The organism is Allorhodopirellula solitaria (genome assembly GCF_007859855.1).
Lineage (GTDB): Bacteria > Planctomycetota > Planctomycetia > Pirellulales > Pirellulaceae > Rhodopirellula > Rhodopirellula solitaria.
Window position 1 is genome coordinate 91,963 of the sequence record NZ_SJPK01000006.1, and the last position, 13,466, is coordinate 105,428.

Annotated in this window: 8 protein-coding genes; 5 read left to right on the forward strand and 3 right to left on the reverse strand. The window is 57.9% G+C overall.

Annotated features, from left to right (window positions below):
* On the forward strand, positions 1-666 hold a 666-nt coding region (locus CA85_RS13425; RefSeq protein ID WP_222435449.1), incomplete at its 5' end, for a hypothetical protein.
* A gap of 70 nt (positions 667-736) precedes the next feature.
* Positions 737-3,847 carry an FG-GAP-like repeat-containing protein gene (locus CA85_RS13430; RefSeq protein WP_146391851.1) on the forward strand — a complete coding sequence of 1,037 codons (3,111 nt, stop codon included), beginning with the start codon at positions 737-739 and terminating at the stop codon, positions 3,845-3,847.
* A gap of 36 nt (positions 3,848-3,883) precedes the next feature.
* Here the strand turns inward: CA85_RS13430 and cls are convergent, their stop codons facing one another.
* Complete coding sequence (gene cls, locus CA85_RS13435; RefSeq protein WP_146391852.1) at positions 3,884-5,350, reverse strand: cardiolipin synthase; 1,467 nt, start codon at positions 5,348-5,350, stop codon at positions 3,884-3,886.
* 704 nt (positions 5,351-6,054) lie between these two features.
* On the opposite strand from cls, the gene CA85_RS13440 reads away from it, so the two are divergent.
* Positions 6,055-7,617, forward strand: coding sequence for a DUF1598 domain-containing protein (locus tag CA85_RS13440; protein ID WP_246112775.1), 1,563 nt, complete (start codon positions 6,055-6,057; stop codon positions 7,615-7,617).
* Between the two features lie 486 nt (positions 7,618-8,103).
* Here the strand turns inward: CA85_RS13440 and CA85_RS13445 are convergent, their stop codons facing one another.
* Both CA85_RS13445 and CA85_RS13450 read right to left on the reverse strand, forming a co-directional pair.
* Positions 8,104-9,537, reverse strand: a complete 1,434-nt coding sequence (locus tag CA85_RS13445) for a VWA domain-containing protein (protein WP_146391854.1) — start codon at positions 9,535-9,537, stop codon at positions 8,104-8,106.
* 159 nt (positions 9,538-9,696) lie between these two features.
* Positions 9,697-9,918, reverse strand: coding sequence for a hypothetical protein (locus CA85_RS13450; RefSeq protein WP_146391855.1), 222 nt, complete (start codon positions 9,916-9,918; stop codon positions 9,697-9,699).
* 564 nt (positions 9,919-10,482) lie between these two features.
* Here CA85_RS13450 and CA85_RS13455 point away from each other — a divergent pair.
* The gene (locus tag CA85_RS13455; RefSeq protein WP_146391856.1) at positions 10,483-11,310 is read left to right on the forward strand and encodes a coiled-coil domain-containing protein; all 828 of its coding nucleotides are present in this window, start codon (positions 10,483-10,485) and stop codon (positions 11,308-11,310) included.
* Between the two features lie 42 nt (positions 11,311-11,352).
* The gene (locus CA85_RS13460) at positions 11,353-13,449 is read left to right on the forward strand and encodes a serine/threonine-protein kinase (protein ID WP_146391857.1); all 2,097 of its coding nucleotides are present in this window, start codon (positions 11,353-11,355) and stop codon (positions 13,447-13,449) included.
* The last annotated feature ends 17 nt before the right edge of the window (positions 13,450-13,466 follow it).

Sequence of the window (13,466 nt, forward strand, 5' to 3'; positions counted from 1 at the left end):
AGTCGAAACAGCGCTGCTCGACGCCCACAATCGGAGCAACATCACCGATCACACCCTCCAAAACTCAACCATTGCGGTTCGCCTGCGGCCTATCCACCCAACGGATGGGTTCCGCCGGGAACTGCTGATTCGACGGCCTGGCTTGAAGGCTATCGAGATGAGCTTGCGGGTTGGTCGGAGTTGATGTCGATCAGCCAGGATGTCTGCGAAGTGGTTCGTCGTTATGGCTATGACACTCTGCTGGTGCCGCGAGTTGCACAAGCCATTGGGCCGGCGAAGACCGAAATGGGAGCAGAGCTGATCAGGCAAACGATGGAGTTTCTTGAGGTGCAGCAATCGCGTTGCCATGCGTCGCTCGGCAAGCTGCCTGGTGTCAGCGAAGTGATCGAGTCTTTGTTCGGAAAAGGCAAGCGACTCGAGGGGCAGCAAAGTCGAAGCGGATTTACCGCCCAGCTATTGGCGATGGCAGCGTGCGTGGTGAACATCACAGAAGAGCTAATTGGCGAGGCGTTCGCTTCGGTGTCGACGGCCTCGGTAAGTGACTGGCAAACCGAGAAACTTGGGCCGAGTGTTCAGTCGCATCGCTGCCGTGACTTGGGCAGGAAGAGATGCCAAGAACCTGCGCATGAAAAAAAGCGTGTCAAGCCCAGTTCCGCCAAAGATTGAACAGCCCAGGCTAACGCCCACCGGCTAATAGACCGAAACAACTCCCCCGACGTGCTTGAATAATCAGAGAATGAGCGTCCTAGCCCTCCCCCCGATTCAGCTGAAGTTTGAGAGCATGTTCTACGGACAGTCGTCTCCCCATCGCCGCGTTTGGGTAGTGCTCCTCGCATCGGTTCTTCACCTCGCCCCTGCTCTGATGCTCACTGGGTGCCATCAGAATGCCGCCGAGAAACAAGAGCATGCAGAGAGTCGCGGGCCCGCCAAAAGTACTGGGGAGACAATCGCAACGGGCAAGGATGGGAACCCAGACGATTCGGATTTGCTGCAGGTGGCGCAGAACCACATGCGGCGGGGTCAAGCCGATGAGGCGTTGCAGGTGGTCACTGAGGTTCTTCGAGGCCAGCCCCAGAACGCGCAGGCTCTTCAGATGTCCATTCAGATTCATGCGGGGCAAAGCCAGTTCAGGAAAGCCGCTGATCTAGGTGCGAGACTGGCTGCGATCGATCCGGGGATCGCACCAGCCTTATTGGCGAGCTGTTTCGATTGGAATCTGAGGTCGGGACGCTATGATCTGGCGGAGACGAATCTACTCACAGCGATCGAGTTGGCACCCCATGATATCGAATGCCGCCGCTTTCTCGTCCAGCTATACAATGCGCAGGGACGCCGCTTCGAAACACGCGACCATGTCATCGAGCTAATCCGCGGCAAGGCGGTTACTTGGCCAGAGATTCTGAGTCTGATCGATCTGAGCGGTCCCTACACGCTGGTTTCATACGGCGACCTGATCGACGAGTCCAACATATCGCTCTTTACACTGGGCAAGATGCGAGCCGCCTATGCTGGCTTCGACATGGATCATGACGAAGTAATCGCAACAGTTCAACGTATCGTCGAGAAGTGTCCCGACAGCACCGCTGCATCGGCGTACTACGGCCGTTTGTTAATGGAAAATGGACACGATGCCGAGCTAATGCGATGGTTTGCTGACCTTCCGCAGGGTATCGACCAGCAACCTGAGTACTGGTTCACACTCGCTTCGTGGCTGCAGCAAAACAAACGAGACACGGAGGCGATTCGCGCTTACGGCGAAGCGTTGCGGCTCGATTCTGGGTATCGTGAAGCGCTGCGCGCGTTGATCTTATCGCTCGACAAAACCGGCGCGGAGCAACAAGCGGTTGCGCTGAGAGAGCGACTAGCGATTTTAGATCAGATCTTTCGCACTGCTCGGGATGCCGATGCCGAGCAGGCGATGTGGATCGCATCGGAACTGCAAAAGCTAACGCGACCCTGGGAGTCGCTCGCCTGGTTGATGCATTCAGCGGAAACCAAAGGAAACCTGAGGCAGACCATTGCTGAGCTGAATCAACGCGCCGCTCAAGTCTCCCAATGGGCAGACTCAGCTTCGCCTAAACGTATCGTCGACGCCCGGTTGCAGAAACTGCTCGGGTTCGACCTCAGCGACTGGCCGCTGCCAGACCTCGATGAGATCTTGAACCAGGACATCGAACGTGTCGCGTCGGACTCGATGGCAACCGAAGCATCGGATTTCCAATCGGGGCATCACACCTCGAGAGCGGCACTTCAATTCGACGACATCGCCAGTAGCGTTGGTCTCGAGATTGATACAAAGACCGGCTTTTTTGATCAGGCAAATAGTTTCTATGCACATCAAGTTAATGGCAGCGGCCTTGGCGTGCTCGATTACGACCTCGACGGGCGGCCCGATCTCTACGCAATGCAGTCCGCTGGGCCACCGAATGATCCGCAGGGCTCTCACCCCAATCAACTCTTTCGGTTGCAACCCGATCAGTCGTTCACTGACGTCAGTGTCGAAGCTCAAACCGGCGATCGCAATTATGGTGCTGGCGTCGCGGTGGGCGACATCAATCAGGACGGCTTCCCCGATCTGCTACTGGGAAACGTGGGCGAGTCAGTCTTATTGGTCAATCAGGGCGACGGGACCTTTCGAAACGCCAGCGAATTGATACAAGGCAATCCAGCGGTGTGGACGTCGAGTCTAGCGATCGCCGATGTCAGCGGCGATCATTTGCCGGAGCTGATCCAAGTCAATTACATCGACGATGAAACGGTGTTTGAGATCCAATGTGCCGGAGGTTATCTGCATTGTCGGCCACAGGGTTTTCGAGCGGCGACGGACCGTATCCTCAAGGGGAACGTTGATGGGACCTTCTCCACTTGGAAATCAATCGCGACGATCGCCGACAATCCGAAACTCGGGCTCGGACTGGTGGTCGCCAATTTTGACAAGCAGCACGGCAACGATATCTTCGTCGCCAACGATGGCGATTTGAATCATTACTGGGCCAGCGCGCCGGCCGAGGAGAAGTCTGGAGAACGGTTTGAATTGATCGAATTGGCGGGGCTGCGGGGTTGCAGCATTGGACAAGGCGGGATCAGCCAAGCGTGCATGGGGATCGCCGCAGGCGACTTTAACCGCGACGGGTTCCTGGACTTGCAGGTCACCAATTTTCACCACGAACCGGTCAACCTATTCATCCAAAACCGACTTGGTTTTTTCTCCGACCAATCCACTCGGTATGGCTTGGCAGCTCCGTCGATGCCCGTGCTTGGCTTCGGCACGCAGACACAGGACTATGACAACGACGGCTGGCTCGATCTCGCGACGCTCAATGGGCATGTCTATGACGCATCGGACCATGGAGTGCCCTTTCGCATGAAGTCACAACTCTTTCATGGCAGCGAAGGCGGCTTCGCTATGGAGCAGCCCGAGGCGGCGGGCTCTTATTGGCAGCAGGAACAATTGGGCCGAGCCCTCGCAACTTGGGATTGGAATCGGGATGGGCGAATGGATTTAGTCGCCAACCATCTCGATCAACCCCTTGCTGTCCTCGAAAACAACTCGGCAGCACAGAACTGGGTACAACTCGAGTTGATTGGCACGGCGAGCGAGCGGGATGCGATCGGGGCAGAGGTGACCGCTACCGCAGGCTCGGAAACTTGGACGACATACCGCAAAGCCGGTGATGGATACATGGCTAGCAACGAAGCGGTGCTGCACGTCGGCATCGGGGAGGTCGAAACGATCGACCGGTTGGAGGTTCGCTGGCCCAGCGGCGCGGTGCAGACGTTTGTGGACGTATCGGCAAATGCCAGGTATCTGTTGATCGAGGCGGAGCCGGAACTGTATCAGCGATAGTTCTCGAATGCCCGCCAAAACAGGCATCGAGCCTATCTATAGCAAGGGGCTTACCAGCCGCAGGGTATTCTCGGTGAACTGGGAAAGGTAACCACGCGATGCCCACTCATCCGGCTGCACAGGATCCGAGTCATCTATGTAGGATTGCTGCAGGGCGCGAAGTTCCGTAGCGAACTCTGCGTTGTAGACAAATAGCGCGACCTCGTAGTTCAGCCACAGACTTCGCATGTCCAGGTTCACCGTTCCAAACATGGACATCGTGCCATCGACCATGATCGATTTGGTATGAAGCAACCCGTCCTTGTAGAGGTAGAGTTGGACTCCGGCATCGAGTAATTCATCGTAATACGATCGGCTCGCGTATCGCGTCAGCAGCGAATCGACGTTCTCGGGCATCACCAACGCGACATCAACGCCGCGAAGCGCCGCGCCTCGGACGGCATGCAGGAGAGAGTCGTCGGGAACGAAGTAGGGAGTTGTCATGATCAGTTCATGCTGCGCTGAATTGATCAATCCCAGCAGCATTTGCAGCAGCCCATCGGCGGTTTCACCGGGCCCTGATGGGATGACTTGCATGTCAACGTGACCATCCGGTTCGATCAACCGCACACCGGAGTCTTCGACGAGGCGATCGATGCAGTCACCGGTTTCGACCATCCAATCGCCGAGCATCGTGCCTGCGAGCGGGGCGACGGCGGCGCCGTGGATGCGCATCATCGCATCGACCCACTCGCCAACGCCTGAGTCCTGCTTGAAGAACCTGGGATCGACCAAGTTCATGCTTCCGGTCCAAGCAACATCGCCATCAATCACAGCGATTTTGCGGTGCAGACGCAAGTCTGTGCGTCCCACGAAGGTGCGAAAAATACCGACTGGAAGGGCTTTCTGCAGTTCGACGCCAGCCGCCCGGAGCTGCGCAGGTTGATCTGTGCGCCACCATGGTCGGGCGCCGAGGGCATCGATGAGGACGCGGCAGCGAACCCCGCGTTGGGCCGCCCGCATGACAGCCGCGAGGACGTCGTCAGCGGCTCCACCCGCACTCCAAATATAGAACTCCATCAGCACACTCCGCTGCGCAGCGTCGATGTCGCTGGCGAGCTGCGAGAGACACTGCTGGGTATCTGATATCAGTTCAAAGCGACTTCCACATACCGTGGGGCTGCCGATGGTCGACCGACCCAACCGATCGAGCCCACGGGCGGTAGGGGGATGTCGATCCCACTGGACATCGGTGAGTCGCTGCAGAATCGCGGCGTTCCCGATCTCCCGAAAACTCTTAGTGAGGCTCGCAATCCGCGACGCACGGCGTTCACCAATCCGGCGTTCACCAATCAGGAGATAGAGCGTGATCCCCGCCGCCGGCAATAACGCCACGATTAGAATCCATGCCAACGCGACGCCCGTGGCGGGACGTTTCATGATTACTCGCACCAGGACGGTCAAGATCGTCAGCGTGTGAGCAATAGCGAGCAGGGTGCCGGGACGCGGCAGCCAATCCATCATATCAGTATCGGGGTACGGGTGAATTTTAACTGGATAGCCCCGTCCGGATCAGCCGTTCGGGCCAGAATGTCCTGACGAGTTACTCGGTGTTGTCGCCGCAGTAATGAGCCGAGGGCCGCAAGGCCGAATGGCACTTAACTTTAGTTTGCGAAGCGGTCTTGGTAACACGCCGGTCAGCGAGGATGATCTCTTGACCACGCAAAGCACTGTATTTCCCTCGCTGACGCATTGGGTTACCAACCTAGTGGTCTGTCACGACTTATTCTGAGGGTAGTGGACGAGGCGACGAGTCCTGGACTGGCGTCAAATCCAAGGACTCGCCGCCTCGTCCACTACGATCAACCCTAGCTTTTAACTGTGACAGACCACTAGCCATTCCCCAAACAGGGCCAAAGTAAGTGGCATTCGCCGTAAGGCCCCGGGTAACGCCGCCCACCCGGCCGCTTACGCGTCTCGACTCAATAAAACGACCGCCCGCTAGCCGGCTGACGAGATCGAAGCCACAAAATCAACTTTTTCTCGCCACGGACGCAATCGGTACACTAGCATGATAGAGGGCCTACCGCAGTGGTGAGCTACACGATCCTTTGAATCGCGACGTTGTGGGGACTGAAATGCATTGGAACTTAGGCAAGGCTGGAACGTTTTCCTTTCTGTGGAGCGTCTCGGCCCTCTGCTGTTCACTGGCGATAGCGCAGCCCCCGGTGCTTCAATCTTCGCAGGATGGTGGCCCAAATCCACTCGGCGGTGGATTCACCCCGCATGGGCTGCCTGCCAGCAATGATGCGGGAAACACAGCGGCGGGCGGTAGTTCGATGGCTGATTTCAGTTCGCTGATGAACCTGGTGCAGACGACCATTGAGCCGGATTCTTGGGAGGCTCTCGGCGGTGTCGGCACGATGGCTCCTTATCCTCAGGGCGTGATGGTCGATCCGGATGGATTGCTGCATGAGATCGATTCTCAGCACGCTTCCCAGTCCGATCATGAAGCGGCGATTGCCTCCCTGCTTGCTCCCCCAGCGGCGGACGGTGATGAGCAGTTGCTCAATTCAACCGATTGGCGGGCGCCGGCGCGTATTCGCTGCGTTTCTATTCGCCGCATGATGCAAGCGCTCGCGGGACGGCAGATCGCAAACCAATCATCTGCGAATGATCTCCGCGCAGAGGGGACGGGCGATGGAGATGATTCCCTCGATGCTTTTCGTGCCATGGCTGGGCTCTCGCGGGTCGCGGTGGTCATGGTGACACAGGACGATGTGATTTTAGCGGGCCCCGTGGGCGGGTTTGACGACGTCGACGGCTGGCAAGTGGATCGCAAATCGGGGCTCCCGCCGCTCAGCCTGGTCTCGCTAGCCATTGGCGTGAAGGCAGTCCGGAGCAGCACACCCTATGGCTGCACGATCGACCCGACGACCGCCGGGTTGCAGTCAGCGGCTGCCCTCGGGCAGCGGATCGCGTCTGGGGAGGTGCCGATGGCGCGGGCAGCCGACCAACTCGCATCCGCGCTCGGGCGCCAGAATGTCAGTGTATTCGGCACGACCGGTTCGAACGAAATCGCCTACACGATGGTGGAAGCCGATCGGCACATGAAGCGATTGGCGCTGGGCACCGAGCCGCTCCCTGATCGGGTGCGGAACTACCTGCAGATGCTCGCTTCGACCGGTGATGGCACGCCGCCGACCGATTTGCTGCTGCGGTTGTGGTTCACCTCTCGCCCCTTGGATGTTCGCGCCAGCGAAGCTGATGGTGACCAGATCATTCAAATTGCAGGCACGCCAATTCGTTTGAGCGGCGAGAACGAGCGAGCCCAACGCGACGGGGCACGCGGTCAGGTTGTCATCGACCCCGCCTCGCTCGCATTCGTCGATCACTTCAACCAAAATTGGGCGAGCATCCGGGGGAAGTACCCACTCTATGGCGCCCTTGAATCGATTTACCTGGCCACGGCCATCAGCGAATTGTGGAAACGTTCCGCGATGACCTCCGATCACGAGACGTTGCAACGAGCGGTGATGTATTTTGCTGCCCAACAGGCTCCGGCACTGACTCCAGCCCGTCAGGTCGATTCAATCGCTGTCTTGCACCGTTACCAACGTGGGCGTAAGAAGCACCAGGTCCTGATGGCCAGCGGCGGGGTCCAAATCGCTCCACAAGAGTTGGTACCCCTGCAAATGGAGGATTACCCGGGGCTGCAGTCATTCGCCACGATCCGTGAAGGCCGACCAAGCGACCGCTGGTGGTGGAACGGGACCTTGAATCGAAAATGATAAGCGACGCGTGATCAGTAAGTGGCGAATTTGCGAGAGCTTTTCTGTCGTAGTGGACGAGGCGACGAGTCCAAAGCCGCAGGACTCGTCGCCTCCTGGTCATTACCCACAAAACCGGATCCCCTGTCAGCTTGTCTGACAGGAATCTCCGTTTTGTGATTAGATCAAGATGGTGCATTCACCCCGCTCCCATGCGGGCTTGCCCCGCATGACAGCAAAGTTTATCGACTTGGTTTCCTGTCAGACAAGCTGACAGGGGAACGTGTGTCGATACCGCGGTTTTCTAATTTGTCGTATCCGGTGGTGTTCGCTTGCGCTCAAACCACCGGCTATTTTCTAAAACGCCTTCGGCGTACGAAGACTTGTGGGTAATCAACAGCTCGTCGCCTCGTCCACTACAAAAAACGACACTTTTTCATCGTGTGTTGCTTATTACTCCCACGCTCCTAAGCCGGCTGCAGGTCTAGCAGCCCTCTTCGGTGTCACTCAATCGACCCGCCGGAATTCCCCGCCAGTTTCCTCGGCGAGGGTTTGCAAGAAATGAGTAGTGACCGGATTTACCCCGATTCCAATGGTATTGATCTGCAGATGTCGCATCCGGTTGCGTTCGACAATGTCTTGAATGATCGCTTGCGGCATCAGAATGGCTCCCTCGGTAGGTCGACCGTCAGTCAGCATGAAGACAGCCTCGAGCTGGTCGTTGAATCGGAGCGATTCACGCAGAACGCCATGCGTGTTGGTGCGATCTCCCCACGAGATTCGTTTGACGAATTCGATCGCGATGTCCTTGTTCTCCTCCGTCGCGAGCAACAGTTCGTCACGCCATACGTATACTTGCGTATCAAATAGCATGATGGCAAATTCTGCTTGCGGGGCGAGATTCTCGATGACGCGAACGAGTTCTCGCTTCGCACTTTGCAGTCTCGTTTCGTGATAGGCGGGCCGTCTCATGCTACCTGATCGGTCGATGATGAAGAGCATGCGGCCGGCATTGAGCTCGATGCCATAGTAGTGACCATTGCTCAGCCGGAGTTTGCCTTGCGATTCCGACGGCGCATCTTGCAGTTGCAGTCCGCCCGGCCGAGACGATGTGACCGCCGACGCCGGCTTGGTCTGCGGTTCGGCTCGAGTTCTCGTGCTGACGGGGTGGTTCGGATTGGCATTCAACCGAGCCGGGCCCATCATTGCATCGTCATCGAGCTGTTGGCGATAGCGGAGCAATTGCTCCGGATCCCCGTCGAAATCTTGCAGATCTACGTTCGCTAAGCGATCTTGGATCTCGTGATGGAGTTGTCCATCGAGCTGCTCCTCCAATCGCTGTAACCATTCAATGCTCCTGGGGCAATGGAGCCGAGCCAAGGCTCGGACAAGGGCGAAGCGATAGGCATATTGAGCATCGAAGGCGGGGCGTTTGATTTGCATGACGAGATCGTCAATTGCTAATTCAATCTGAAACTCACCGATGACGTCCATCGCGACCATCGCGACGTGGGTATCGACATGATCGAGTGATTGGGTGATCACGGCGCGGGCTTCCTCGCGCGGGCTGCGAGCGAGTAACCGCAAAACCTGAGAGACGGTTGCCGGAACTGGCAATGGCTCCTCACTTCCCTCGGCTCCCGGGTCGTCTGGGAGAGCCTCAGCAGCGGCAACCTCACCGGCATGATCGGCCAGGAGATCCTCGGCCGCTGCGATGATCACGTGCAGATGCGCGTCGAGTTGCTGGGGGTGGGCCTGCAGATGTGCTAGCAACTGGGTTCGGGCCGAGTCGCTGCGTCCCGTCAATATTTTCACCAAACGCTTTTGAGCAGGCGTTGCCGCGATCTCATCGATCGTATTTTCGGCAGCGCCGAGAGGCGGTGCGCTGGCAGTGACGATGATCAGTAGGCACAGAACTGACCCGATCCATTTCCACATCATTGGAGTTCCCCACGCGGCACAGAAGGCGGCATCCCGAAAAACCGTGCGGCTCGGGATCTCCCTCGATTCTAGCCGATTTCAAGCTTCCATGGAGGGCAATAACGGCAGCCGGTGCAGTGAAAATCCCGCGACATCTGCCGTTCCGCTGGCCCGTGCGGTTCAACGACCGCGCCGTAGCGAAGAAGACTTGGTGACGAATCGACCGAGCCGGCTGTGCATTTCCACCAAGTCCTCATCGATCTCGGCGCCGAATTCAGTCTCGATCAGGTCGCTATCAAATCGCTCCGAAAGAATTCGCCAATCGAGGGAGACGGTGTCTGCGCAGTCATTTCCCGAGCAGGGTGGGTTGGCGTCGAATGGAGCTTCCGAGGAGAAAGACATGGTCAATTCCCTGATGAATTGCGTTGAACGGACTCTATTAAGATGCGTCGAGTCGGTAAAAAGTTCGGCAATCGAAGCGTCAACCCTCGTCGATGACGCGTCATTGCGGACCTCAAAGAGGTCATGTCGTTTCTTTAAGTTGCTTATTGGCAGGCGTTTACAACGCTTCGCCCTGATCCGTCGAAGGAGGCTGCTGAAATACAAGGCCCACGCGCGAGCGCGGGTTCACCTGACTCCACTCGCGAGCGCGTCGGGCTTGTACGGTCGCCAGCGTTTCGGGCTTGTACGGTCGCTAGCCCCCTGGGCTTGTATGGCGGCAGAAAAACAGCAACACCGACTGTTTCAGCAGTCTCCAAAGTTGGGGGAGGGCATGGAATCAGGGGAGATTGGTGGGAAAATGAACGATTCACAGAATTTCTGCGCCATTTTGCCAAGATCCCTCGGCCTAGAACGAATAACCCATCAGACACCACACCTGCCCGTCTCGATTCGGGCTGTTTTGCCGTCCCGTAGCGGCAAAGCGGTGGCACAGAACCATCACTTTCCTTCTAGGGGAAACCTATCATGTTACGCAAGCTCTTTATGGCCGGGACAACTCTGGCTCTTCTCTCAGGCATCACTCTGGCCACGCCGGTCGGTTCCTACGCCCGCTGCGCATGGAATTACGTGACCGATTCAGCGGGCGAGGCTGTCCCGTTGGAGTGGGAAATCAAACGGGCACGGCAAATGATCGCCGATCTGCAACCGGAGATCCAAGACAACGCCCGGCGAATCGCGAAAGAGAAGATCCAGGTCGTGAAGCTGGAGCGGCAGCTCGGTCAAACCGACACCCGTTTGGCCAAGGCACAGAATGAGATCGAACGATTGACCAGCGATCTTCGCGACGACGACGCCAGTTATACTTATGGTGGCAAGACCTACACGTCGGTGCAGGTGAAGTCTGACCTGAGCAACCGTTTCAAACGCTTCCAAACCCGCCAACAAACCTCCGACAAGCTGCAGAAGATGCTCTCCGCTCGGCAGGCCTCTTTGCGGGCAGCCAGCGAGCGAATGGAAGCAATGCTCGATGCGCGGCGTCAACTCGAGGTCGAAGTCGAAAATCTGCAGGCCCGATTGGGGGCATTGCGAGTGGCGCAAACGAGCAGTCAATTGAACTTGGACGACAGCGCCCTGTCACGCTCGCGTGAATTGCTCGATGAAATCGCCACACGCATCGATGTCGAAGAGGAGACCATGAATGTGGATGTGGAATACTTTGGCGAGATCGACTTGGATGAACCTTCCGACGAGCATTTGCTCGAGGATATCTCTGCCTACATCGACGGCCTCAGTGGAGCGAACTCCAACACGATGGTTTCGATCGATTTCGACGACGACGACACTTCTTTGTAAGTTCAGGGGATCACTGTGTTTGCTACCTTGGAACCGATTACCATGAACTTCACCTACTCACCTAACGACACCGTCCTGGACCGGTACACGATTCGTCGTGGCATCGGCGTGGGCGGTTTTGGTGAAGTTTACTTTGCCCATAGTCAAGCGGGCAAAGAGGTGGCGTTGAAACGCATCCAGCGGAACCTCGCCGTCGAGCTGCGGGGCGTTTCTCATTGCCTCAACCTGAAACATCCCCACCTGGTTTCACTGCACGACGTTTGTCGCGATCGCGATGACCAAGCATGGGTGGTCATGGAATATGTGGCTGGCAAGAACCTTCGCCAGGTTCTCGACGATGCCGATCCGAGTGGACGTGTCTGCACCGCTACGACGAGCGGCGGCACGGCCCTGCCCAGCGGGCTGACCCTCGATGAGGTTCGCCGCTGGTTCTGTGGTATGGCTGCGGGGACCGCCCATCTGCACGCAGCGGGTTTAGTACACCGTGACCTCAAACCGGGAAACCTGTTCGATGACAACGGGATCATCAAAGTCGGCGATTATGGATTGAGCAAGTTCATTTCCGTCTCGCATCGCAGTGGTCACACCGAGAGCATCGGCACGCTGCACTACATGGCCCCCGAGATCGGCCGTGGCCAATACGGCCGCGAGATCGACATCTATTCGGCAGGAATTATCCTCTACGAATTGTTGGCAGGGTCGCTGCCTTTTGACGGAGAAACACCGCAAGAGATTGTCGTCAAGCATCTGACTGACAAACCGGATTTGTCCCGGGTTCCGAGCGAGTTCCGCCGTGTCATTGGTGACTGTTTGCAAAAGGATCCGACGTCGCGTCCCCGTGACATCGCGGAGATGATGGCATTGACCCCCTGGGCCAATGGTTATCACGCGGCCGAGACCTGGACGTCTGCTCGAGTCGCTGCGGGGGAGCCTATGGGAGAACCCGCCGGGCCAACGATGGCTGCTGAGACGGATGCGACGGCTCCCCAAGCTGCGGGTGCTGAGACGCCCCACGTCGTGCTGCGTCACTCGGCCAGGCGTCGGGCACACAACGGGGCGAATCGTCGAGCCAGTTACCGGGCCAGTTACCGGGCCAGTGATGAGCCGATTGCGCGAGCTGTCGGCAATTCCGTCTCCGATCTGCGGCGATGGTGGCAGGGTTCGGAATGCTCGCCGTTGGGCAAGGGCGTGATCGCCATCGCGGCGACCGTGATTCTATTGATCAACTCGCATTGGTTGCTGCCACTGTTGTCGTTGGTGTGCTGTTTCTATGTCCCGTACTTCCTTATCCGAGAGGTTTTATTGCAGGGCCGGCAAACGACCGCAGGTGCTGCCACGCACCAGTACGGCCACAGCCAGACCCATCGAGATCACAACATGCCGGTCACGCACACACCTGCGCAGCGAACTCCCGTTTCAACGTCGACCGCCCGCCCGCAACCCGCTTCGAGGCTATCGAAATCGCAGACGCGGAAGATGCTACGTCAATCGTTGGCTCGGCGAAGCCGTCTGACGCTGGCGGCAGAGTGGGCCGTATCAGCGGTCATTTCACTGCTGGTGGCCTTTGCCTTTTTAGTGATTTCCGCGGTGATTGGTCTCCGCCATACGGAGCTCTCCCCGATTGCCATCTCGCCCTACGTGTGGATGGCGTGTGTGGTGTGGATTGGCGCGTTCGGCTTGCTGGGGCTGGCCAAGGCCTGGGAATCGAGTGACGGGGAAGGCTTTCCTCGTCGGTTGACCGCTGCGTGCCTCGGGGCCGGAATCGGCCTGGTGACCTACCTACTCGCTGACGTCCTGATGGTGCCACTCAATCACGACCTGACCCGCGAGATCGGCGCCACGCCACTGCCATCTTCGTTCTACCAAGATTCCGGCGTGCCGACTGCTGCCGCGATGATGGCCCATTTTGCGGCTCTGTTCGCGTTGCTCCGCATGTGGAAGCCCGTCGATCCGCTGCGTCGACGCCGCTTGAGCTTGTGGGCGGTCGCGGTCGCCGTCGTCGGTGAATGGCTGGTCCAGCAGTTTATCCCGATTCCCCAGCCTGCCGGAATGTTGATCGCTGGCGGGATCATCCTGATGTCACAGATTTCGGCACCTTGGGTGAAATCGGATTCGGTCTCGAAACTGGTCTCGGCCTAACCACCTTTCCGCAAGGG

Bases quoted from the DNA above. Each gene is read 5' to 3' on its own strand.
- CA85_RS13430 (WP_146391851.1), top strand. From the start codon at position 737: ATGAGCGTCCTAGCCCTCCCCCCGATTCAGCTGAAGTTTGAGAGCATG.
- cls (WP_146391852.1), bottom strand. From the start codon at position 5,350: ATGATGGATTGGCTGCCGCGTCCCGGCACCCTGCTCGCTATTGCTCAC.
- CA85_RS13445 (WP_146391854.1), bottom strand. From the start codon at position 9,537: ATGATGTGGAAATGGATCGGGTCAGTTCTGTGCCTACTGATCATCGTC.
- CA85_RS13450 (WP_146391855.1), bottom strand. From the start codon at position 9,918: ATGTCTTTCTCCTCGGAAGCTCCATTCGACGCCAACCCACCCTGCTCG.
- CA85_RS13455 (WP_146391856.1), top strand. From the start codon at position 10,483: ATGTTACGCAAGCTCTTTATGGCCGGGACAACTCTGGCTCTTCTCTCA.
- CA85_RS13460 (WP_146391857.1), top strand. From the start codon at position 11,353: ATGAACTTCACCTACTCACCTAACGACACCGTCCTGGACCGGTACACG.